The organism is Pseudomonas sp. CAU 1711 (assembly GCF_039888625.1).
In the GTDB taxonomy this organism is placed as follows: domain Bacteria; phylum Pseudomonadota; class Gammaproteobacteria; order Pseudomonadales; family Pseudomonadaceae; genus Aquipseudomonas.
Map to the genome: position 1 here is coordinate 117,010 of NZ_JBDQQT010000008.1, position 20,331 is coordinate 137,340.

Consider the following 20,331-nt stretch of genomic DNA (forward strand, 5'->3'; position numbering starts at 1 on the left):
GGTGCTCTGAGTGTCAGGCGCGCAGCGCGGGCTGCGCCGGGGTTAATCGTCGAGGCGCTCTTCCAAGTCGCGCACTTCGTGGGCCAGCTTGTCGAGGAACTGCATGCGGCGCACCAGGCGCTCGGCTTCCTCGCGTCGCGCGGCATCGTCCCAGCAGGCGGCGAAGCCCTCGTCCAGCTCGTCCTGAGCCGCCTTCAGGCGCTTCTTGAATGCCGCCACGCCGGCCAGGTCGGCGCTGTCCTGCAGGTCTTCCAGCTCCTCGCGCCAGCGCATCTGCTGGAGGAGGAACTCGGGATCCTGCACCGTCACTTCCAGCGGCAGCTCGCGCCCGCGCAGGGCCAGCAGGTAGAGGGCGCGCCGCGGCGCGCTCTTGAGCGTCTGGTAGGCCTCGTTGAGGCGCGCCGACTGCTCCAGCGCCAGGCGCTGCTCGCGCTCGCCGGCATCGGCGAAGCGGTCCGGGTGCACCGCCTTGGCCAGCTCGCGATAACGCGCCGACAACTGCGCCAAGTCCAGACGAAAGGCCGGCTGCAGCTCGAATAACGCAAAATGACAGGGACTACCCACGCGCCAGCCTCAAACGTTGAAGCTCTCGCCGCAGCCGCATTCGCCGCGCACGTTGGGATTGTTGAACTTGAAGCCCTCGTTGAGACCTTCGCGGACGAAGTCCAGCTCGGTACCGTCGAGATAGGTCAGGCTCTTGGGATCGATGATCACCTTGACGCCGTGACTCTCGAACACCTGGTCCTCGCCCGCCACCTCATCGACGAACTCCAGCACATAGGCCAGGCCCGAGCAGCCGGTGGTGCGCACGCCCAGGCGAATGCCCTCGCCCTTGCCGCGCCCATCGAGGGAGCGCTGCACATGACGGGCGGCGGCTTCGGTCATGGTGATGGCCATGGCGAACTCCTCAGAGCAGTCCGTTCTTCTGCTTGTAGTCGCGCACGGCCGCCTTGATGGCGTCCTCGGCGAGCACCGAGCAATGGATTTTCACCGGCGGCAGGGCCAGTTCCTCGGCCAGCTGGGTGTTCTTGATCGACTCGGCCTCATCCAGGGTCTTGCCCTTCATCCACTCGGTGGCCAGGGAGCTGGAGGCGATGGCCGAGCCGCAGCCGTAGGTCTTGAACTTGGCGTCTTCGATCACGCCCTGCTCGTTGACCTTGATCTGCAGGCGCATCACGTCGCCGCAGGCCGGAGCGCCGACCATGCCGGTGCCGACCTGCTGGTCCTCGGCGTCGAGCTTGCCGACGTTGCGCGGGTTTTCGTAGTGGTCGATGACCTTTTCACTGTACGACATGGTGCAATTCCTCTCTCATCAGGTGCCGCTCTGCCGGCGACTCGAATTTCAGTGCGCCTGCCATTCGACCTTGGACAGATCGACGCCCTCTTTGAACATATCCCACAGCGGCGACAGCTCGCGCAGCTTGTTCACCGCGCCGGCCACCTTGCTGGCGGCGTAATCGACTTCTTCCTCGGTGGTGAAGCGGCCGAAGGTGAAGCGGATCGAGCTGTGCGCCAGCTCGTCGTTGCGCCCCAGGGCGCGCAGCACGTAGGACGGCTCCAGGGAGGCGGAGGTACAGGCGGAGCCGGAGGAGACCGCCAGGTCCTTGAGCGCCATGATCAGCGACTCGCCTTCCACGTAGTTGAAGCTGAGGTTCAGGTTGTGCGGCACGCGCTGGGTCAGGCTGCCGTTGACGTACAGCTCCTCGATGCCCTCGACCTGCCGGTAGAAGCGATCGCGCAGGGCCAGAATGCGCTGGTTTTCCTGCGCCATCTCTTCCCTGGCGATACGGAAGGCCTCGCCCATGCCGACGATCTGGTGAGTGGCCAGGGTACCGGAGCGCATGCCGCGCTCGTGACCGCCGCCGTGGATCAGCGCTTCCAGGCGCACGCGCGGCTTGCGCCGCACGTACAGGGCGCCGATGCCCTTCGGCCCGTAGGTCTTGTGGGCGGAGAAGGACATCAGGTCGACCTTCATGGTCTCCAGATCGATCTCCACCTTGCCGGTGGACTGGGCCGCGTCGACGTGGAACAGGATGCCGCGCGAGCGGGTCAGCTCGCCGATGGCGGCGATGTCGTTGATGGTGCCGATCTCGTTGTTGACGTGCATGATCGACACCAGGATGGTGTCCTCGCGCAGTGCCGCCTCGACCATGGCCGGGGTCACCAGGCCGTCTTCGCCCGGCTCGATGTAGGTCACCTCGAAGCCTTCGCGCTCCAGCTGGCGGGTGGTGTCCAGCACCGCCTTGTGCTCGATCTTCGAGGTGATGATGTGCTTGCCCTTGCTGCCGTAGAAGTGCGCGACACCCTTGATCGCCAGGTTGTCGGACTCGGTGGCGCCGGAGGTCCAGACGATCTCGCGCGGGTCGGCGCCGACCAGCTCGGCCACCTGGCGACGGGCGTTCTCCACCGCCTCCTCGGCCTTCCAGCCGAAGACATGGGAGCGCGATGCCGGGTTGCCAAAGTTGCCATCCACCAGCAGGCACTCGCTCATCTTCTGCGCCACGCGCGGATCGACCGGGGTGGTGGCGGAATAGTCGAGGTAAATCGGCAATCTCATCAGGTATCTCCTATTCAGGCGGGCGCCCCGCTCACTCGATGGCGGACGCTTCGATCTTGTCCAGCTGGGGCATCCTGCCATTGCAGCGACGCAGGTCCTGGCGCTGGGCGACTTCCTGCACCTCGCGCCGGCTCACCAGATCAGCCAGGCTGATGCCGCTGAGGAATTCGTGAATCTGCTGACTGAGGTCACACCACAGGTGGTGGGTCAGGCAGGTGTCGCCGGAGTGGCAATCGCCCATCCCCTGGCAACGGGTGGCATCGACCGACTCGTTGACCGCGTCGATCACCTGAGCCACCTGGATCACCCGCATGTCGCGCGACAGCTGATAGCCGCCACCGGGACCGCGCACGCTGCTGACCAGGTTGCCGCGCCGCAGCTTGGCGAACAGCTGCTCCAGATAGGACAGGGAGATGCCCTGCCGCTCGGAGATGTCCGCCAGCGACACCGGCCCGCTCTGGGCATGCAGCGCCAGATCGAGCATGGCAGTGACGGCATAGCGGCCTTTGGTGGTCAGACGCATGGCATTCGCACCACGGGTGAGCTGAGTTGCCGCAAGTATCCCCTTTTCCGACTATTTAGGTCAACTATAAGACCGATCAAAATAGTCGGGATTGAGTGCGGCACGGGGCGCGAATAGTAGCAGACTATTGAGCCCTCAGGCAGCCGGCTTGTCGCCCTGCTCCTTGCACACGCCGGCGAAGTCCTCGTCGCGCAACTCCGGCAGCTCCTTGGCGCAATAGTCGCTCCCCAGGGCCTTGAGCGCGGCGCACATGCCCTCCAGGCGACCATCGACCGCGTGCAGATGGTCGAGCAACTGGCCGATGGCACGCGCCACCGGGTCGGGCATATCCTGACCGACACCATAGGCATCGAAGCCGAGCTTCTCGGCCATGGCCTGGCGCTTGGCCTGCTGCTCGTCGTCGCTCTTGACGATGATGCGCCCGGGAATGCCGACCACCGTGGCGCCCGCCGGCACCTCCTTGGTCACCACCGCATTGGAGCCGACCTTGGCGCCCGCCCCCACGGTGAAGGGGCCGAGCACCTTGGCGCCGGCGCCGACCACCACGCCATCCTCCAGGGTCGGATGGCGCTTGCCCTTGTTCCAGCTGGTGCCACCCAGGGTCACGCCCTGGTAGAGGGTGACGTCGTCACCGATCTCGGCGGTCTCGCCTATGACGATGCCCATGCCGTGGTCGATGAAGAAACGCCGGCCGATTTTCGCTCCCGGGTGAATCTCGATGCCGGTCAACCAGCGACCGAAGTTCGACACCAGGCGCGCCAGCCACTTCCAGCCGTGCCCCCACAGACCATGCGCCAGGCGATGCAGCCAGATCGCGTGCAGCCCCGGATAGCAGGTCACCACCTCGAAGGCGTTGCGCGCCGCCGGGTCGCGATGGAAAACGCTCTGGATATCTTCGCGCATACGCTCAAACATCGTCTTTGCTCCGCTTGGGGGACTCGCCACGCACCGCCTTCTGGGTCTCGGTCAGAATGCCGCGCAGGATATTCATTTCCAGCTTGCTGACGCCCGCGCGGCCGTACAGGCGACGCAGGCGGGACATCAGGTGGCGCGGATTGGCCGGATCGAGGAAGCCGATCTCCACCAGGGTACTCTCCAGGTGGCCGTAGAACAGCTCCAGCTCGTCCGTGGTCACCGGCTGGGTGTTGAGCATCGCCGTGGTTTCCAGCTTGCTCATCTTGGTCGGCTGCCCCTCGGCCGCCAGCCAGGCCATGCGCACCTCATAGGCCAGCACCTGCACGGCAGCCGCCAGGTTAAGCGAGCTGAACTCCGGATTCGACGGGATATGCACATGGAACTGACAGCGCTGCAGCTCCTCGTTGGTCAGCCCCGCATGTTCGCGCCCGAACACCAGCGCCACCTCGCCGCCCTGCTCGGCATGCTGCAGAGAAGTCGTCGCGCACTCGCGCGGATCCAGCAGCGGCCAGGGAATGCGCCGATCGCGCGCGCTGGTACCGAGCGCCACGCTGCAACCGACCAGCGCCTCCTCCAGCGTGGCGACCACCAGGGCATTGTCGAGGATATCGGTCGCGCCGGAGGCGCGGGCCACCGCCTCGCCGCTGGGGAAATCCAGCGGATCGACCAGCACCAGACGCGACAGGCCCATGTTCTTCATGGCCCGCGCGGCCCCGCCGATATTGCCCGGATGGCTGGTATTGACCAGCACCACGCGAATGTTCTGCAGCACCAGAGGACTCCAAGGCGAATGCGAAAGGGCCGAGAATCTTACCGAAGCCCCCAGCGCAACGCCATTCGCACTGGCGTCCATACTGGATGAGCGAGGCTTTTCTGGTAGAATGATCGGCTTTCTTCTTTAACGACCCAGGTAACCTTCCATGCAGCCCATGCTGAATATCGCGCTGCGCGCTGCGCGCAGTGCCGGCGAACTGATCATCCGCTCCGTCGAACGCCTGGACGTCATCTCGGTCAACGAGAAAGATGCCAACGACTACGTCAGCGAAGTCGACCGCGCCGCCGAGCAGACCATCATTCAGGCGCTGCAGAAGGCCTACCCGAACCACGGCTTCGTCGGCGAAGAGAGCGGCACCATCAAGGGTCGCGGCGAGGGCGCCGATTATCAGTGGATCATCGACCCGCTGGACGGCACCACCAACTTCCTGCGCGGCGTACCGCACTTCGCCGTGAGCATCGCCTGCAAGTACCGCGGCCGCCTGGAGCATGCCGTGGTGCTCGACCCGGTCCGCCAGGAAGAGTTCACCGCCAGCCGCGGCCGTGGCGCCGCCGTCAACGGCCGGCGCATCCGCGTCAGCAACCGCAAGAGCCTGGACGGCGCCCTGCTCGGCACCGGCTTCCCCTTCCGCAACGACCAGGTCGACAACCTCGACAACTACCTGGGCATGTTCCGCAGCCTGGTCGGCCAGACCGCCGGCATCCGCCGCGCTGGCGCCGCCAGCCTGGACCTGGCCTATGTCGCCGCCGGCCGCTACGACGCCTTCTGGGAGTTCGGTCTGTCCGAGTGGGACATGGCCGCAGGCGCCCTGCTGATCCAGGAGGCGGGCGGCCTGGTCAGCGACTTCGGCGGCGGCCACGAGTTCCTCGACAAGGGCCAGATCGTCGCCGGCAACGCCAAGTGCTTCAAGGCCGTGCTGACCGCCATCCAGCCGCACCTGCCGGCATCGATGAAGCGCTGACGGCCAGGCCAAACGAAAACCGCCCCGAAGGGCGGTTTTTTCATTGCGGTGCGCTTACTGAGCGGTCGTCTGCTGCACCAGCACCAGCTGACCCTGGGCATTGACCGGAATCCGCGCGCCCGGATCGCGATCCATGCGCACCTGACCGATCTGCTCGCCCAGCTGATACTTCACGTCGTAGCCGATCAGCTTCTCGCTGGTATCCATCACCGTGTTGCAGCGGGTTTCGGTGGTGGTGTAGGTGTCACGCTCCTGCATGCCCTCCTGCACCTTGTTGCCGGCATAGCCGCCGCCGACCGCACCGGCCACCGTGGCGATCTTCTTGCCGCTGCCGCCGCCGACCTGGTTGCCCAGCAGGCCGCCTGCCACCGCGCCGATCACCGTGCCGGCGATCTGATGCTGATCCTTGACCGGACGCTGACGGGTCACCGTGACGTCCTTGCACACCTCGCGCGGCGTCTTGACGGTTTCCTTGACCGGCTGCACGGCCAGCACCTCGGCATACTGCGGGCCACTGACCAGGCTGTAGGTGGCCACCGCGCCTCCAGCGGTAACGCCAACGGCCCCCAGCACCGCACCCACGATCATCGACTTGTTCATCCCAACCTCCTCAGGCACGCGACCGGGCTGATTTTCGCCCCTATTCCCTGCCTTGGATGAGCGCCCGACAGGCGAGTTCCTGCCCGCGAGCGCCAGAGTCGACAAATGGGATGCCCCTCACAAGCGTGAAACGACGAGGCCCGGCATAAGCCGGGCCTCGGGCGCCACGCGCGGGCGTCAGGGACGCTCGTCCACCTCTTCCGCCTCGACCGGCGGGATCAGGTCCTCGCGGGTCAGATTCAGCCAGATCAGCAGGGTACTGGCGATGTATACCGAGGAGTAGGTGCCCGCGGCGACCCCGATGAACAGCGCCAGGGAGAAGCCCCACAGGTTCTCGCCGGCGAACAGCATCAGCGCGACGATCGCCAGCAGGGTGGAGAGCGAGGTGGCCATGGTGCGCAGCAGGGTCTGGGTGGTGGAGATGTTGATGTTCTCGATCAGCTCGGCCTTGCGCAGCACCCGGAAGTTCTCGCGGATACGGTCGAACACCACGATGGTGTCGTTCAGCGAGTAGCCGATCAACGCCAGCACGGCGGCCAGCACGGTCAGGTCGAAGGGGATCTGGAAGAAGGAGAACACGCCCAGGGTGACGATCACGTCGTGGATCAGCGAGACGATGGCGCCGAAGCCGAACTTCCACTGGAAGCGGAAGGCCACGTAGACCAGGATGCCGCCGAGGGCCAGGAGCATGCCCAGGCCGCCCTGATCGCGCAGCTCCTCGCCCACCGCGGGGCCGACGAACTCGACGCGCTTGACGCTGAAGCGCTCGCCGCCGACCTTGCCCAGCGCCTCGGCCAGCTTGTTGCCCAGCTGCGGATCGTCGCCCTGCAGGCGCACCACCACATCGGTGGTGGCGCCGAAGTGCTGCACCACCGCCTCGCCATAACCGGCCTCGGCCAGCTGGCCGCGCACCTTGCCCAGGTCCGCCGGCTGCTCGTAGTTCAATTCGATCAGCGTGCCGCCGGTGAAGTCCAGGCCGAAGTTCAGCCCCTTGATCGCCAGACTGCCGAGGGAGATCAGGGTCAACAGCACCGTCACCGCGAAGGCAACGTTGCGGACCCCCATGAAGTTGATTACACGTTTCATCGCAGGCCGCCCCTTAGATCCACAGCTTCTTGAAATCACGGCCACCGAAGATCAGGTTGACCATGGCACGAGTCACGAAGATGGCCGTGAACATCGAGGTGATGATGCCGAGCGACATGGTCACGGCGAAGCCCTTGACCGGCCCGGTACCCATGGCGAACAGGATTCCGCCGACCAGCAGGGTGGTCAGGTTGCCGTCTAGGATCGCCGAGAAGGCCCGGTCGAAGCCCTCGTGAATAGCGCGCTGCACCGACATGCCATTGGCCAGCTCCTCGCGAATGCGCGAGAAGATCAGCACGTTGGCGTCCACCGCCATGCCCATGGTCAGCACGATACCGGCGATGCCCGGCAGGGTCAGGGTCGCGCCCAGCGCCGACATCAACGCCACCAGCGTCACCATGTTCAGGCCCAGGGCGAAGGTCGCCAGCACGCCGAAGAAACGGTAGATGGCGACGATGAACAGGGAGACGAACAGCATGCCCCAGAGCGAGGCATCGATGCCCTTGGCGATATTGTCCGCGCCCAGGCTCGGGCCGATGGTGCGCTCCTCGGCGAAGTACATCGGCGCCGCCAGGCCGCCGGCGCGCAGCAGCAGGGCCAGCTCGGAGGACTCGCCCTGACCGTTCAGGCCGGTGATGCGGAAGCTGCTGCCCAGCGGCGACTGAATGGTCGCCAGGCTGATGATCTTCTTCTCTTCCTTGAAAGTCTGGACCGGCACTTCCTTCTCGACGCCCTCGACCACCTGACGCACATAGCGGGTCATCGGCTTCTGCTCGATGAAGATCACCGCCATGCTGCGTCCGACGTTGTTGCGGGTGGCGCGGTTCATCAGGTCGCCACCGTGGCCGTCCAGACGGATGTTGACCTGCGGGCGACCGTTCTCGTCGTAACTGGCCTGGGCGTCGGTGACCTGGTCGCCGGTGATGATCAGGCTACGCTCCAGCTCGACCGGCAGGCGCCCGGGCTCGCGGAACTCGAAGCTCTCGGTGGAGGCGCGCGCCGCATCTGGCTCGGCCTGCAGACGGAACTCCAGATTGGCGGTCTTGCCGAGGATACGCTTGGCCTCGGCGGTGTCCTGCACGCCCGGCAGCTCGACCACGATGCGGTTGGCGCCCTGGCGCTGCACCAGCGGCTCGGCCACGCCCAGCTCGTTGACCCGATTGCGCACGGTGGTGAGGTTCTGCTTGATCGAGTACTCGCGAATCTCCGCGCGCTTGGCCTCGCTCAGCGCCACGCGCAGCACCTGCTGACCGCCGCGTTCCTCGGCGCTCAGGTCGAAGTCGTTGAAGTTCTTGCGCACCAGGCTCCGTGCCTGCTCCAGCGCCTCGACGTCGGCGAAGCCCAGCTGGATGGCGCCGTCCTGCTGCGGCAGGCTGCGGTAGCGCGCGCGCTCCTTGCGCAACAGGCTCTTGATCTCGCTCTCGTAGACCTTGAGGCGGGCATCCATGGCCTTGTCCATGTCCACTTCCAGCAGGAAGTGCACGCCACCGGACAGGTCCAGGCCCAGCTTCATCGGCCCCGCGCCGAGGTTGCGCAGCCACTGGGGAGTGGTCGGCGCCAGGTTCAGCGCCACCACATACTCGTCACCCAGCAGCCGGCGCGCCAGCTCCTTGGCCGGCAGCTGATCCTCCTGGCGCACCAGGCGCAGCAGGGCGCCCTTGCCCTGCTTGGTCAGGCGGGCCGACTTAACCGCGAAGCCGGCCTCATCGAGCGCCTTGCCGACGCGATCCAGTTCCGCCTGGCTCACCTCCAGGGCGGTGCTGACACCACTGATCTGGATGGCCGGGTCGTCCGGGTAGAGGTTGGGAGCCGAATAGATGAAGCCGATCGCCAGCACGGCCAGGATCAGCAGATATTTCCACAGGGGGAATTTGTTGAGCATGAGAGCGCCCGCTTATGACACGGGGCGCCAATGGCGCCCCGCGATGATGAACTGATGGGTCGTTAGATGGACTTCAGCGTGCCCTTCGGCAGAGTCGCCGCGATGGCCTGCTTCTGGAACTTCAGCTCGACGTTGTCGGCGATTTCCACCACCACGAAGTCGTCGGTCACCTTGTTGACCTTGCCGACGATGCCACCGCTGGTCACCACCTCGTCGCCCTTCTGCAGGCTGCCGAGCAGGTTCTTGTGCTCCTTGGCACGCTTGGCCTGGGGGCGCCAGATCATCAGGTAGAAGATGACCAGGAAGCCGATCAGAAACACCCACTCGAAACCGCTGCCGGCGGGACCGGCGGCTGCGGCCGGGGCGGCGGCGTCGGCATAGGCGGCGGGAATCAGAAAGCTCATGGAAAACTCCTAGTTGCGAGGTCTTGAAGCAGATGTGGTCGCGCGCATGCTAGCGGCGGGAACGGGGACACCTCTTAGTGGGGTGCCGCCCGGCCGATTTCAATCCCGTCAGGGCTCCAGCGGCGGCGTCTGCAGGCCGCGCCGGGCATAGAAGGCATCGACGAAGGCGGCCAATGTACCCTGTTGAATTGCCTCGCGCAAACCAGCCATCAGACGCTGGTAATGGCGCAAGTTGTGGATGGTATTCAGCATGCTTCCCAGCATTTCGCCGCACTTGTCCAGGTGATGCAGGTAGGCGCGGGAGAAGTGTTTGCAGGTGTAACAGTCGCAGCTCGGATCCAGCGGCGAATCGTCGTGCTTGTGCACGGCATTGCGGATCTTGATCACCCCCGTCTCGATGAACAGGTGGCCATTGCGCGCATTGCGGGTCGGCATCACGCAGTCGAACATGTCCACCCCGCGGCGCACGCCCTCGACCAGGTCTTCCGGCTTGCCCACGCCCATCAGGTAGCGCGGCTTGTCGGCGGGCAGATGCGGCGGCAGGAAGTCCAGCACGCGAATCATCTCCTCCTTCGGCTCGCCCACCGACAGGCCGCCGATGGCCAGGCCGTCGAAGCCGATCTCCATCAATCCTTCCAGCGAGCGCAGGCGCAGCTCCTCGTGCATGCCGCCCTGGACGATGCCGAACAGCGCCGAGGGATTGCCCTCGTGGGCATTCTTCGAGCGCTTGGCCCAGCGCAGCGACAACTCCATGGAGCGCTTGGCGGTATCGAAGTCGGCCGGATACGGGGTGCACTCATCGAAGATCATCACGATGTCCGAGCCCAGGTCGCGCTGCACCCGCATCGACTCCTCGGGACCCATGAACACCTTGGCGCCGTCCACCGGCGAGGAGAAGTACACGCCCTCCTCCTTGATCTTGCGCATGGCGCCCAGACTGAACACCTGGAAGCCGCCGGAGTCGGTGAGGATCGGCCCCTGCCACTGCATGAAGTCGTGCAGGTCGCCGTGGCGCTTGATCACCTCGGTGCCCGGACGCAGCCACAGGTGGAAGGTGTTGCCGAGGATGATCTGCGCGCCGATCTCGCCGATGTCGCGCGGCAGCATGCCCTTGACCGTGCCGTAGGTGCCCACCGGCATGAAGGCCGGCGTTTCCACCACGCCGCGCGGGAAGGTCAGGCGGCCGCGACGGGCACGGCCGTCGGTGGCCAGCAGCTCGAAGGACATATGGCTCATGGAGTTTCCTCGGGCCCGCGCGGAGCGGGATTGCGGGTAATGAACATGGCATCGCCATAGCTGAAGAAGCGGTAGCGCTGCTCCACCGCCGCGGCGTAGGCGGCCATGGTTTGCGGGTAGCCGGCGAAGGCCGAAACCAGCATCAGCAGGGTCGACTCCGGCAGGTGGAAGTTGGTGACCAGGGCATCGACCACATGGAAGCGCTTGCCCGGATAGAGAAAGATGTCGGTGTCGCCGCTGAAGGCCCTGAGCTCGCCGTCGCGCGCCGCGCTCTCCAGCGAACGCACGCTGGTGGTACCCACGGCGATCACCCTACCGCCGCGCGCCCTGCAGGCCGCCACGGCATCGACCACGGCCTGGTCGACCTGCAGCCACTCGCGGTGCATGTGGTGATCCTCGATGCGTTCGACCCGCACCGGCTGGAAGGTACCGGCGCCGACGTGCAGGGTGACGAAGGCGCTCTCCACGCCCTTGGCGCCAATCGCCGCCAGCAACGCCTCGTCGAAGTGCAGGCCGGCGGTCGGCGCGGCCACCGCGCCGGCCTTGCCCTTGTCGGCATACACGGTCTGGTAGCGCTCGCGGTCGGCCGCCTCGTCGGGGCGGTCGATATAGGGCGGCAGCGGCATGTGGCCGACCCGCTCCAGCAGCGGCAGCACCGCCTCGGCGAAGCGCAGCTCGAACAGCGCATCGTGGCGGGCCAGCATCTCGGCCTCGCCGCCACCTTCTATATGGATCAGCGAGCCCGGCTTGGGCGACTTGCTCGAACGCACATGGGCCAGCACCCGATGCTCGTCCAGCACGCGCTCGACCAGGATCTCCAGCTTGCCGCCGGATGCCTTCTGGCCGAACAGCCGCGCCGGGATCACCCGGGTGTCGTTGAATACCATCAGGTCGCCGGGGCGCAGGTACTCCAGCAGGTCGGCGAACTGCCGATGGGCCAGGGCACCGCTCTCACCATCCAGCACCAGCAGGCGGCTGGCACGCCGCTCGGCCAACGGGTGGCGGGCGATCAGGTCGTCGGGCAGGTCGAAATGGAAGTCGGCAACACGCATCTGGGTCAGTCTCGCAGGGGGCGCAGAGCTTACCGGAAAGCGCCTCGTCGGACCATGCACCCTCCGACTGAAGGGCGCCCTGCGCGGCAGAACCAGCATACATCCTCGTCACGTCGGCCTCGGCCCGGCCAGCGTAGCCCTGACCCGCCATGCGGCGGCAGGGAGAGCGCACAAGCGCGCGGGCACCAATTCCGCGCGCGAAAGCCGGGGGCAGACAGGCTCAGCCCAATTGACCCTCTCCTAGCGCCTCCCTATACTGCGCGGCCATCGTGCCTCGGTGGCGGAATCGGTAGACGCGGCGGATTCAAAATCCGTTTTCGAAAGAAGTGAGAGTTCGAGTCTCTCCCGGGGCACCACGCTTTTTCTTCCCTCCCAAATCGCCTGCAAAGCCTCTGGAATCAGCCCTTCCAAGGGGGTTGGCAAATCCGTTTGAGTTAGCGTAGAGTGAGCCAACTGTGTTTGCATGGGTCGCCTTGAATCGTGACCTGGTGCAGTAGATCCTAGATCCGCTACATCCCGCTCGACTTCTCTTACTCTCTGCAACCAGTTCCAGCCCTCTCGTGCCAGAAGCACAAGAGGCTGTCATCAACTCTAGTTTCAAGGAAATAAGACATGTCGAATCGTCAAACCGGCACCGTCAAGTGGTTCAACGACGAGAAGGGCTTCGGCTTCATCACTCCCGAGAGCGGTCCGGATCTGTTCGTGCACTTCCGCGCTATCGAAGGCACCGGCTTCCGTAGCCTGAAAGAAGGCCAGAAGGTCACCTTCGAAGCCGTGCAAGGCCAGAAAGGCATGCAAGCTGACAAGGTCCAGGTTCTGGGCTAATCGCTGCTGCTGCGAAAGAGCCTCCGATGGCGACATCGGGGGCTTTTTTGTGCCCGAGCGCCGCGCCCGGCTTTTGTGCCAGGCGGTGCCGCCCCGTACAATCGCGCGCAATCCGTTTCCGCCGCGAGCCCGCCATGCCCAAGCACCTGCTGCGCCCCCAGGGCGACTTCCCCGTCGCCGGCCCGATCCGCCGCTTCGCCGCGATCTTCTACGACTTCCTGCTGTGCGTCGCCCTGGTCATGGTGGTCGGCCTGTTCTATCAGCAGGGCCTGCTGCGCCTGATCCATGGCAGCGAGCGCCTGCTTGAGCTGTCCCAGGCCGGCGCCCTGGACAACGACCCCATGCTGGCCAGCCTGGCACTGCTCAGCCTGTTCGCCTTCTTCGCCAAGTTCTGGACCCACAACGGCCAGACGCTGGGCATGCAGGCCTGGGGCCTGCGCATCCAGAACGCCGACGGTTCGGCCATCAGCCTGTGGCAGGCGCTGCTGCGCTTCGTGGTCGCCATCGGTTCCTGGCTGTTCTGCGGCCTGGGCTTCCTGTGGATGCTGTGGGACAAGAGCGGGCGCAGCTGGCACGACATCTATTCGGAAAGCCGGGTGGTGCAACTGCCCAAGGGCAGCCACAAGCAGTAGCCACGCTCAGCCGGCGGCCAACCCCGGCAACAGCACGTTGCCGATCAGCCAGGCGCTGGCCAGGGCGCCGAGCATGCATAACAGCGCGCCGCCGGCCGCCTGCCAGTAGAAGCCGCGGGCCAGCTCGTCCTCGCCGCCGCACGACAGGATGAAGGGATAGGACTCGCCCGGCTTGCGCAGCTGGTGATGCACCGGCGTTTCGCCACGCGCGCGGTGGCGACGCTGGGCCTCGGCGCGCGCCGACTCGCGCATGCGCTCCCACTCCTGCGGGTCCAGCTGACCATCGCCATTGCTGTCGAAACGCTGCAGCATGCCGCTGAAATCGCTCTTCCACTCGCGCACCACGGCGCCCTGGGCCAGGGTCAGATCGAAGTTCTCCACGCCACCTCGGGTCACGAAGTCGCCGATGGCGTAGAGCGGCTGCCCCGCATGCAGGCGCTCCTCGGTGTAACGGTACTCGCTGGCGGAGAACAGCCGGCCGAGCAGCCCGGCGTCGCGACTCATGCCGCGCGGGTGACGTTCGCTGCCGCGCCAGACCTGGCGGGTACTGGGCCTGACCTCGGCACCCTTGGGATTGACCAGGCATTCGCCGGTGGCGTCGCGCAGGCGCAGCCAGGCCTCGCTGGTGCCACTCTCGACCACCCGCCAACTGCGCCGCTTGCCGTCGTCGTCGTACTCCTCGATCTTGTAGCGCCACCACAGACAGGGCAGCCCGCTCAGCGGCGCCTCGACCTCGCCGCTGTCCAGCGCATGCAGCACGCCGTAGAGCTCGACATAGCCCTGCGCCGCCGAGCGGATCTTCGAGGTCGGCGTGTTGAGCAGGAAACGCGCCTCGGACAGGCGCTTGATGCACCACCAGCCGCCGCCGACGCAGGCGCCGACGCTGAAGGCCATGCTGATGGCCAGACCGCCGATATCCATCTCAGCCGAACAGCGACTTGAGGTCGACGTCGGCCTTCTCTTCCTCGCTGAAGCGCAGCAGCTCGGCCTCCTTGAAGGCGAACAGACGCGCCAGGATCACATCCGGGAACTGCTCGATGCGCACGTTGTTCAGGTTGACCGCCTCGTTGTACAGCTCGCGGCGGTCGGCAATGGCGTTCTCCAGGCCGGAGATGCGCTGCTGCAGGTGCTGGAAGCTGTCGTTGGCCTTCAAATCGGGGTAATTCTCGGCCAGGGCGAACAGCTGACCGAGGCCGGCGCGCAGGCTGGTTTCGGCCCTGCCCAGGGCGCCGACATCGTGCTGCTCGCGGGCACTGGCCACGGCGCTGCGCGCGGCGATCACCCGCTCCAGGGTGGTGCGCTCGTGCTGCATATACTGCTTGCAGGTCTCCACCAGCTTGGGCAGCTCGTCGTGGCGCTGCTTGAGCAGCACATCGATGTTCGACCAGGCCTTGCTCACCCCGTGCTTGAGGCGCACCAGGCCGTTATAGAGAACCACCGCCCAGGCGGCGAGGAGAAACAGGGCGACGAGTACGGCGACGCTGGTGAGGCTCATGGGCAACGCTCCTTGTGAACTGTCGGCATTCTAACGGCTGCACGGCGCAGGTCCACAGGACGGCAGAGGGAAAACGCCTTTGCATTTAATGCAAATCTTTCGCATTATTGCGTGCCTTCAGCCTCACACCCTCTAGACCATAGGACCCCGCCATGACTCGCATGCCCCTGGCCACCGCCAGCCTGCTGGCCCTCGCCATCACCCTCGCCGGCTGCGGCGACGACAAGCAAGAAGCCGCCGCTCCGCAGGCCGCCGCTCCGGCCACCACTGGCGCCGCGACCCCGGCCGGCAAGGTCGACCAGGCTGCCGCCAAGGCCGTGGTCAGCCACTACGCCGACCTGGCCCTGGCCGTGTTCAGCGACGCTGCCAGCACCGGCAAGCAACTGCAGGCCGCCGTCGACGCCCTGCTGGCCAACCCCGGTGCAGAGACCCTGAGCGCCGCCAGGCAAGCCTGGCTGGCCGCCCGCGTGCCCTACATGCAGAGCGAGGTGTTCCGCTTCGGCAACGCCGTGGTCGACGACTGGGAAGGCCAGCTCAACGCCTGGCCGCTGGACGAGGGTCTGATCGATTACGTCGCCCAGGACTACCAGCACGCCCTGGGCAACCCGGGCGCCAGCGCCAACATCATCGCCAACAGCGAGATCCAGGTCGGCGAAGACAAGATCGACGTCAGCGAAATCACCGGCGAGAAGCTGGCCGAGCTGAACGAACTGGGCGGCTCCGAGGCCAACGTCGCCACCGGCTACCACGCCATCGAATTCCTCCTCTGGGGCCAGGACCTGAACGGCACCAACCCCGGCGCCGGCGCCCGCCCGGCCAGCGACTTCATGGTCGGCGAAGGCGCCACCGGCGGCCACAACGAGCGTCGCCGCGCCTACCTGAAGGCCGCCGTCGACCTGCTGGTGGCCGATCTGGACAGCATGGTCGAGCAGTGGAAGGCCGGCGTCGAAGGCAACTACCGCGCCACCCTGGAAGCCGAACCGGCCGACAGCGGCCTGCGCAAGATGCTGTTCGGCATGGGCAGCCTGTCCCTCGGCGAACTGGCCGGCGAGCGCATGAAGGTCGCCCTGGAGGCGGGCTCCACCGAGGACGAGCACGACTGCTTCAGCGACAACACCCACAACTCGCACTTCTACAACGGCAAGGGCGTGCGCAACGTCTACCTGGGCGAGTACCGGAAGGTCGACGGCACCACCCTGAGCGGCCCGAGCCTGTCCTCCCTGGTGGCCAAGCTGGACACCCAGGCCGACGCCACCCTGAAGGCCGACCTGGAGGCCAGCGAAGCCAAGCTGCAGGCCCTGGTCGACAGCGCCGAGAAGAACGATGTGCACTTCGACCAGCTGATCGCCGCCGACAACCCGCAGGGCCAGCAACTGGTGCGCGATGCCATCGCCGCCCTGGTCAAGCAGACCGGCGCCATCGAGAAGGTCTCCGCCGTACTGGGCGTCAGCGACCTGAACCCGGACACCGCCGATCACCAGTTCTGATATCCGCAGAGCTGTCCAGGACGGATGCGCCCACAAGGCGCATCCGTTTTTTATTGCCCGGACCAATCCAACCTCAACACGAACGCAAATAGCTCTTATTCGAGCTTGCTTAGCCTGCTAAGATTGCCCACCCGATTGGCCGACCAGGTTCCGCCGATGTCCTCCCCGCTGCGCCCCTGCCTTCTCTCGCTGGCCCTGCTGCTCGCCGCCTGCGAGCGCACGCCGCCGCCAGCCGAACCCGGCGAGGCGCTTTCCGGCGGCAGCGCCACGGTGCGCCAGAGCGACCACAACGCCTTCTCCCTGCCCTCGGCCAACCTCGCGCCCTCGCGCCGCCTGGAGTTCGCCGTGGGCAACAGCTTCTTCCGCAACCCCTGGGTGATAGCGCCCTCGACCACCACCGCGCGCGATGGCCTGGGCCCGCTGTTCAACACCAACGCCTGTCAGAACTGCCATATCAAGGACGGTCGCGGCCACCCGCCGCCGGCCAACGCGCGCAGCGCCGCCTCCATGCTGGTGCGCCTGTCGATAGCCGGCGACGACTCGCCGGCCCATGCCGAGCTGCGCCGGCGCCTGGGCGTGGTGCCCGAGCCGGTCTACGGCGGCCAGCTGCAGGATATGAGCAACCCGGGGAGCGTTCCCGAGGGCAAGGTGCGGGTCGAGTACGACAAACACCCGGTCACCCTCGCCGATGGCAGCGTCATCGAGCTGCGCAAGCCGCGCCTGCTGATCGACCAGCTGGGCTACGGCCCACTGCACCCCGATGCCCTGTTCTCCGCCCGGGTGGCACCGCCGATGATCGGCCTGGGCCTGCTCGAAGCCATCCCCGAAAGCGCGATCCTGGCGGCCGCCGACCCGGACGATAGCGACGGCGACGGCATCCGCGGCATGCCCAACCGGGTGTGGGACGATGCCCGCGGCGAAACGGTGCTCGGCCGCTTCGGCTGGAAGGCCGGCCAGCCCGGGCTCAACCAGCAGAATGCGCACGCCTTCGCCGGCGACATGGGCCTGACCACCGGCCTGCTGGCGCGCGACGACTGCACCGCGGCGCAGGTCGACTGCCGCACCCTGCCCGACGGCGGCAGCCCCGAGGTGAGCGACAACATCCTCGCCAGCGTGCTGTTCTACAGCCGCAACCTGGCGGTGCCGGCGCGCCGCGACGTGGACGACCTCGAAGTGCGCCGCGGCAAGCAGCTGTTCACTGCCGCCGGCTGCCAGAAATGCCACACACCCAGTTTCGTCACCGCCACCGACGCGGCCGAGCCGGAGCTGGCCAGCCAGACCATTCGCCCCTATACGGACCTATTACTGCACGATATGGGCGAGGGCCTGGCCGACGGCCGTCCCGAGTTCCTCGCCAACGGTCGCCAGTGGCGCACCGCGCCGCTGTGGGGCATAGGCCTGACCGAGGCGGTCAACGGCCACACCCAGTTCCTCCACGACGGCCGCGCCCGCAACCTGCTGGAGGCCATCCTCTGGCACGGCGGCGAGGCGGAACGCTCGCGCCAGGCCGTGGTCGACTTCGCTGCCGGCGAGCGCGACGCGCTGCTGGCCTTCCTCAACTCACTCTAAGGAGCCCGGCATGATCCGCTCGCCCCTCGCCATCGCCCTGCTCGCCCTCGGCCTCGCCGCCTGCGCCCCGCAGGACCCGCAACAGCAGGCCAGCAGCGCCCTGACCGACGGCGTGCTGCTGCCGGCCTATGGCGCCTGGGACAATTCCAACCGGCAACTGGCCGAGAGCGCCAGGGCCTTCTGCGCCGGCAGTCAGGACCTGGGCGCCGCGCAGCAGGCCTTCCTCGCCGACGTCGCCAGCTGGGCGGCCCTGCAGCCGCTGCTGGTCGGTCCGCTGGCCGAGGGCAACCGCGCCTGGCAGGTGCAGTTCTGGCCGGACAAGAAGAACCTGGTGCAGCGCCAGGTCGAGGCCCTGCTGAAGAGCAAGCCGCAACTGACTCAGGCCGACGTGGAGAAGGCCAGCGTGGTGGTGCAGGGCCTGAGCGCCTACGAATACGTGCTGTTCGATGCCGCCATCGACCTCTCCGACGCGGCGCAGAAGGCCCGCTACTGCCCGCTGCTCGCCGCCATCGGCGAACACCAGCAGAAGCTCTCCGGCGCAGTGCTCGGTCTGTGGCAGGGCGACGACGGCATGGCCGCCCAGCTCAAGCACTTCCCCAACGCGCGCTATGCCGAGGCGGCCGAGGCGGTGACCGAACTGCTGCGCACCCAGGTGAGCGGCATCGACGGACTGAAGAAGAAACTCGGCACCGCCCTCGGCCGGCAAGGCAAGGGCGTGCCGCAACCCTACCAGGCCGAGTTCTGGCGCAGCAGCGCCAGCCTGGCCAGCCTGGCCGCCGCCCTGGGCAGCGCCGAGCGCCTGTGGCTGGGGGCCGACCAGGATGGCCTGCGTACCCTGCTCGACGCCGACCAGGGCGAACTGGCCGCGCGGATCGACCGGCAATATGCCGCCACCCGCCAGCAGCTGGCCGCCCTGCAGCGCCCCCTGGGCGAGCTGCTGGCCGAGGAGGCCGGCCGCGCCGAACTGAACGCCTTCTACGACAGCCTCGATCAGCTGCACCGCCTGCAGGGTGGCGAGCTGGCCAAGGCGCTCGGCGTGCAGCTGGGCTTCAACGCCCACGACGGCGACTGAAATGCAGCGCAGAACCCTCCTCGGCCTCGGTGGCCTGGGCCTGGCCGCCGGAGCCCTCGGCGCTTGGCAGTGGCTCGGTCACGGCGCCCAGCCGCTGCTGCTGTCGGCCCGCGACGACAGCGACGGCCGGCATTACGCCGTGGGTTATCGCCTGGACGGCAGCCGGGTGTTCGCCACCCGGGTGAGCGAGCGCTGTCACGACGTGGCGGCGCACCCGCAGCTGCCGCTGGCGCTGTTCGTCGGCCGCCGGCCGAGCCGTGAGAGTTACCTGATCGATACCCGCGACGGCCGCCTGCTGCAGACCCTGGTCACCCCGGCGGATCGCCATTTCTACGGCCACGGCCTGTTCCACCGCAGCGGCGAGTGGTTCTACGCCACCGAGAACGACACCTCCGAGCCCGGCCGCGGCGTGCTCGGCGTCTATCGCCTGCAGGGCCGGCAACTGGTGCGCGAGGGCGAGCACAGCAGCCACGGCGTCGGCCCGCACCAGCTGCTCTGGCTGCCCGGCGGCGAGTCGCTGGTGGTGGCCAACGGCGGCATCCGCACCGAGGCCGACAGCCGGGTGATGATGAACCTCGACGCCATGGAGCCGAGCCTGGTGCTGATGCACCGCGACGGCCGGCTGATCAGCAAGGAGCGGCTGCCCGAGCGGATGAACAGCGTGCGTCACCTGGCCGTGGCCGCCGACGGCACCCTGGTGTCCGGCCAGCAGTATCAGGGCGACCCGCTGGACAAGGTGCCGCTGCTGGCGATCAAGCGTCCCGGCCAGCCGTTCCAGCCCTTCCCCCTGGGCGAGGCGCAACGTGCGGCGATGAGCCAGTACACCGCCAGTCTGGCGATCCACGACGAGCTGCGCCTGCTGGCGCTGACCGCGCCGCGCGGCAACCGCTTCTTCGTCTGGCACCTGGACAGCAGCGAGCTGCTGCTGGATGTGCCGCTGCCGGACTGCGCCGGCGTCGGCGCGGTGCGCGACGGCTTCGTGGTCACCTCCGGCCAGGGGCGCTGCCGCCTGTACCACTGCCGCGGCGAGCGCATAGTCGCCGAAGCGCTGCAGCTGCCGGCCGGGCTGTGGGACAACCACCTGCGCCTGGCCTGAGCGCGCGACCCGCGGCAGAAACCCGGGATCGAGGCTTAAGGTCGGCACCTTGCTGCCGACCTATACTGAGTTGGGCATCGCCAGCCGATGCCAGCGGCGCGCCATCGCCGATCGATAGGGATATCCGCAATTCCGGCGCCTCGGCGCCGGAGGCTATCACCCGT

22 protein-coding genes and 1 tRNA gene are annotated in these 20,331 nt (G+C 67.0%); 8 read left to right on the forward strand and 15 right to left on the reverse strand.

Annotated elements, in window-relative coordinates; translation table 11 throughout:
• Nucleotides 1–42: 42 nt before the first annotated feature.
• From hscB to trmJ, 7 genes are all read right to left on the reverse strand, one after another.
• Entirely contained in the window at nt 43–564 is a 522-nt protein-coding gene (hscB, locus tag AAFN46_RS10990) for a co-chaperone HscB (protein ID WP_347808731.1), read from the reverse strand.
• A gap of 9 nt (nt 565–573) precedes the next feature.
• On the reverse strand, nt 574–897 hold the full coding sequence (gene iscA / locus AAFN46_RS10995) for an iron-sulfur cluster assembly protein IscA (protein WP_347808732.1): 324 nt from the start codon (nt 895–897) through the stop codon (nt 574–576).
• Nucleotides 898–907: 10 nt separating this feature from the next.
• Nucleotides 908–1,294: a Fe-S cluster assembly scaffold IscU gene (iscU, locus tag AAFN46_RS11000; RefSeq protein WP_347808733.1), complete on the reverse strand. Its 387-nt coding sequence runs from the start codon at nt 1,292–1,294 to the stop codon at nt 908–910.
• 48 nt (nt 1,295–1,342) lie between these two features.
• Nucleotides 1,343–2,557, reverse strand: a complete 1,215-nt coding sequence (locus AAFN46_RS11005) for an IscS subfamily cysteine desulfurase (RefSeq protein ID WP_347808734.1) — start codon at nt 2,555–2,557, stop codon at nt 1,343–1,345.
• A 31-nt stretch (nt 2,558–2,588) separates the two neighbouring features.
• A complete protein-coding gene (gene iscR, locus AAFN46_RS11010; RefSeq protein ID WP_347808735.1) occupies nt 2,589–3,080 on the reverse strand; it encodes a Fe-S cluster assembly transcriptional regulator IscR in 492 nt (163 codons plus the stop codon).
• Between the two features lie 135 nt (nt 3,081–3,215).
• On the reverse strand, nt 3,216–3,995 hold the full coding sequence (gene cysE / locus AAFN46_RS11015; RefSeq protein ID WP_347808736.1) for a serine O-acetyltransferase: 780 nt from the start codon (nt 3,993–3,995) through the stop codon (nt 3,216–3,218).
• Nucleotides 3,988–4,767 carry a tRNA (cytosine(32)/uridine(32)-2'-O)-methyltransferase TrmJ gene (gene trmJ, locus AAFN46_RS11020; RefSeq protein WP_347808737.1) on the reverse strand — a complete coding sequence of 260 codons (780 nt, stop codon included), beginning with the start codon at nt 4,765–4,767 and terminating at the stop codon, nt 3,988–3,990. Before trmJ ends, cysE begins: the two co-directional genes overlap by 8 nt.
• Nucleotides 4,768–4,915: 148 nt before the next feature.
• On the opposite strand from trmJ, the gene suhB reads away from it, so the two are divergent.
• Nucleotides 4,916–5,731: an inositol-phosphate phosphatase gene (gene suhB / locus AAFN46_RS11025; RefSeq protein ID WP_347808738.1), complete on the forward strand. Its 816-nt coding sequence runs from the start codon at nt 4,916–4,918 to the stop codon at nt 5,729–5,731.
• A 54-nt stretch (nt 5,732–5,785) separates the two neighbouring features.
• On the opposite strand, the gene AAFN46_RS11030 is transcribed toward suhB, so the two are convergent.
• The 6 genes from AAFN46_RS11030 to queA all read right to left on the reverse strand — a co-directional run bounded on the left by AAFN46_RS11030 (nt 5,786) and on the right by queA (nt 11,991).
• Nucleotides 5,786–6,331: a glycine zipper 2TM domain-containing protein gene (locus AAFN46_RS11030; RefSeq protein WP_347808739.1), complete on the reverse strand. Its 546-nt coding sequence runs from the start codon at nt 6,329–6,331 to the stop codon at nt 5,786–5,788.
• Between the two features lie 177 nt (nt 6,332–6,508).
• On the reverse strand, nt 6,509–7,417 hold the full coding sequence (secF, locus tag AAFN46_RS11035) for a protein translocase subunit SecF (protein ID WP_347808740.1): 909 nt from the start codon (nt 7,415–7,417) through the stop codon (nt 6,509–6,511).
• A 13-nt stretch (nt 7,418–7,430) separates the two neighbouring features.
• Nucleotides 7,431–9,299, reverse strand: coding sequence for a protein translocase subunit SecD (gene secD / locus AAFN46_RS11040; protein ID WP_347808741.1), 1,869 nt, complete (start codon nt 9,297–9,299; stop codon nt 7,431–7,433).
• A gap of 62 nt (nt 9,300–9,361) precedes the next feature.
• Nucleotides 9,362–9,703, reverse strand: coding sequence for a preprotein translocase subunit YajC (yajC, locus tag AAFN46_RS11045; protein WP_347808742.1), 342 nt, complete (start codon nt 9,701–9,703; stop codon nt 9,362–9,364).
• Nucleotides 9,704–9,811: 108 nt separating this feature from the next.
• Nucleotides 9,812–10,930 carry a tRNA guanosine(34) transglycosylase Tgt gene (gene tgt, locus AAFN46_RS11050; RefSeq protein ID WP_347808822.1) on the reverse strand — a complete coding sequence of 373 codons (1,119 nt, stop codon included), beginning with the start codon at nt 10,928–10,930 and terminating at the stop codon, nt 9,812–9,814.
• A 5-nt stretch (nt 10,931–10,935) separates the two neighbouring features.
• Nucleotides 10,936–11,991: a tRNA preQ1(34) S-adenosylmethionine ribosyltransferase-isomerase QueA gene (queA, locus tag AAFN46_RS11055; protein ID WP_347808743.1), complete on the reverse strand. Its 1,056-nt coding sequence runs from the start codon at nt 11,989–11,991 to the stop codon at nt 10,936–10,938.
• Nucleotides 11,992–12,262: 271 nt separating this feature from the next.
• Here queA and AAFN46_RS11060 point away from each other — a divergent pair.
• The 3 genes from AAFN46_RS11060 (at nt 12,263) to AAFN46_RS11070 (ending at nt 13,448) form a co-directional block, all read left to right on the forward strand.
• Nucleotides 12,263–12,347: transfer RNA gene (locus AAFN46_RS11060), tRNA-Leu, on the forward strand.
• A 256-nt stretch (nt 12,348–12,603) separates the two neighbouring features.
• Nucleotides 12,604–12,816, forward strand: a complete 213-nt coding sequence (locus AAFN46_RS11065; protein WP_347808744.1) for a cold-shock protein — start codon at nt 12,604–12,606, stop codon at nt 12,814–12,816.
• 134 nt (nt 12,817–12,950) lie between these two features.
• Entirely contained in the window at nt 12,951–13,448 is a 498-nt protein-coding gene (locus tag AAFN46_RS11070) for an RDD family protein (RefSeq protein WP_347808745.1), read from the forward strand.
• Nucleotides 13,449–13,454: 6 nt separating this feature from the next.
• On the opposite strand, the gene AAFN46_RS11075 is transcribed toward AAFN46_RS11070, so the two are convergent.
• Together AAFN46_RS11075 and AAFN46_RS11080 are read right to left on the reverse strand one after the other, a co-directional pair.
• The gene (locus tag AAFN46_RS11075; protein ID WP_347808746.1) at nt 13,455–14,369 is read right to left on the reverse strand and encodes a GIDE domain-containing protein; all 915 of its coding nucleotides are present in this window, start codon (nt 14,367–14,369) and stop codon (nt 13,455–13,457) included.
• 1 nt (nt 14,370) lies between these two features.
• Nucleotides 14,371–14,943 (reverse strand): LemA family protein, encoded by a 573-nt coding sequence (locus AAFN46_RS11080; protein ID WP_347808747.1) that lies wholly within the window; start codon nt 14,941–14,943, stop codon nt 14,371–14,373.
• Between the two features lie 152 nt (nt 14,944–15,095).
• Between AAFN46_RS11080 and AAFN46_RS11085 the strand changes: the two genes are divergently transcribed.
• From AAFN46_RS11085 to AAFN46_RS11100, 4 genes are all read left to right on the forward strand, one after another.
• Nucleotides 15,096–16,430 (forward strand): imelysin family protein, encoded by a 1,335-nt coding sequence (locus AAFN46_RS11085; protein WP_347808748.1) that lies wholly within the window; start codon nt 15,096–15,098, stop codon nt 16,428–16,430.
• Nucleotides 16,431–16,586: 156 nt separating this feature from the next.
• Nucleotides 16,587–17,999: a di-heme oxidoredictase family protein gene (locus tag AAFN46_RS11090; RefSeq protein ID WP_347808749.1), complete on the forward strand. Its 1,413-nt coding sequence runs from the start codon at nt 16,587–16,589 to the stop codon at nt 17,997–17,999.
• A 10-nt stretch (nt 18,000–18,009) separates the two neighbouring features.
• Nucleotides 18,010–19,071, forward strand: a complete 1,062-nt coding sequence (locus tag AAFN46_RS11095) for an imelysin family protein (RefSeq protein WP_347808750.1) — start codon at nt 18,010–18,012, stop codon at nt 19,069–19,071.
• A 1-nt stretch (nt 19,072) separates the two neighbouring features.
• Nucleotides 19,073–20,167 (forward strand): DUF1513 domain-containing protein, encoded by a 1,095-nt coding sequence (locus tag AAFN46_RS11100; RefSeq protein WP_347808751.1) that lies wholly within the window; start codon nt 19,073–19,075, stop codon nt 20,165–20,167.
• Nucleotides 20,168–20,331 lie beyond the last annotated feature (164 nt).

Coding starts and splice junctions, on each gene's coding strand:
- iscA (WP_347808732.1), bottom strand. CDS start 897: ATGGCCATCACCATGACCGAAGCCGCCGCCCGTCATGTGCAGCGCTCC.
- iscU (WP_347808733.1), bottom strand. CDS start 1,294: ATGTCGTACAGTGAAAAGGTCATCGACCACTACGAAAACCCGCGCAAC.
- AAFN46_RS11005 (WP_347808734.1), bottom strand. CDS start 2,557: ATGAGATTGCCGATTTACCTCGACTATTCCGCCACCACCCCGGTCGAT.
- iscR (WP_347808735.1), bottom strand. CDS start 3,080: ATGCGTCTGACCACCAAAGGCCGCTATGCCGTCACTGCCATGCTCGAT.
- cysE (WP_347808736.1), bottom strand. CDS start 3,995: ATGTTTGAGCGTATGCGCGAAGATATCCAGAGCGTTTTCCATCGCGAC.
- suhB (WP_347808738.1), top strand. CDS start 4,916: ATGCAGCCCATGCTGAATATCGCGCTGCGCGCTGCGCGCAGTGCCGGC.
- AAFN46_RS11030 (WP_347808739.1), bottom strand. CDS start 6,331: ATGAACAAGTCGATGATCGTGGGTGCGGTGCTGGGGGCCGTTGGCGTT.
- secF (WP_347808740.1), bottom strand. CDS start 7,417: ATGAAACGTGTAATCAACTTCATGGGGGTCCGCAACGTTGCCTTCGCG.
- secD (WP_347808741.1), bottom strand. CDS start 9,299: ATGCTCAACAAATTCCCCCTGTGGAAATATCTGCTGATCCTGGCCGTG.
- yajC (WP_347808742.1), bottom strand. CDS start 9,703: ATGAGCTTTCTGATTCCCGCCGCCTATGCCGACGCCGCCGCCCCGGCC.
- tgt (WP_347808822.1), bottom strand. CDS start 10,930: ATGTCCTTCGAGCTGCTGGCCACCGACGGCCGTGCCCGTCGCGGCCGC.
- queA (WP_347808743.1), bottom strand. CDS start 11,991: ATGCGTGTTGCCGACTTCCATTTCGACCTGCCCGACGACCTGATCGCC.
- AAFN46_RS11065 (WP_347808744.1), top strand. CDS start 12,604: ATGTCGAATCGTCAAACCGGCACCGTCAAGTGGTTCAACGACGAGAAG.
- AAFN46_RS11070 (WP_347808745.1), top strand. CDS start 12,951: ATGCCCAAGCACCTGCTGCGCCCCCAGGGCGACTTCCCCGTCGCCGGC.
- AAFN46_RS11075 (WP_347808746.1), bottom strand. CDS start 14,369: ATGGATATCGGCGGTCTGGCCATCAGCATGGCCTTCAGCGTCGGCGCC.
- AAFN46_RS11080 (WP_347808747.1), bottom strand. CDS start 14,943: ATGAGCCTCACCAGCGTCGCCGTACTCGTCGCCCTGTTTCTCCTCGCC.
- AAFN46_RS11085 (WP_347808748.1), top strand. CDS start 15,096: ATGACTCGCATGCCCCTGGCCACCGCCAGCCTGCTGGCCCTCGCCATC.
- AAFN46_RS11090 (WP_347808749.1), top strand. CDS start 16,587: ATGTCCTCCCCGCTGCGCCCCTGCCTTCTCTCGCTGGCCCTGCTGCTC.
- AAFN46_RS11095 (WP_347808750.1), top strand. CDS start 18,010: ATGATCCGCTCGCCCCTCGCCATCGCCCTGCTCGCCCTCGGCCTCGCC.
- AAFN46_RS11100 (WP_347808751.1), top strand. CDS start 19,073: ATGCAGCGCAGAACCCTCCTCGGCCTCGGTGGCCTGGGCCTGGCCGCC.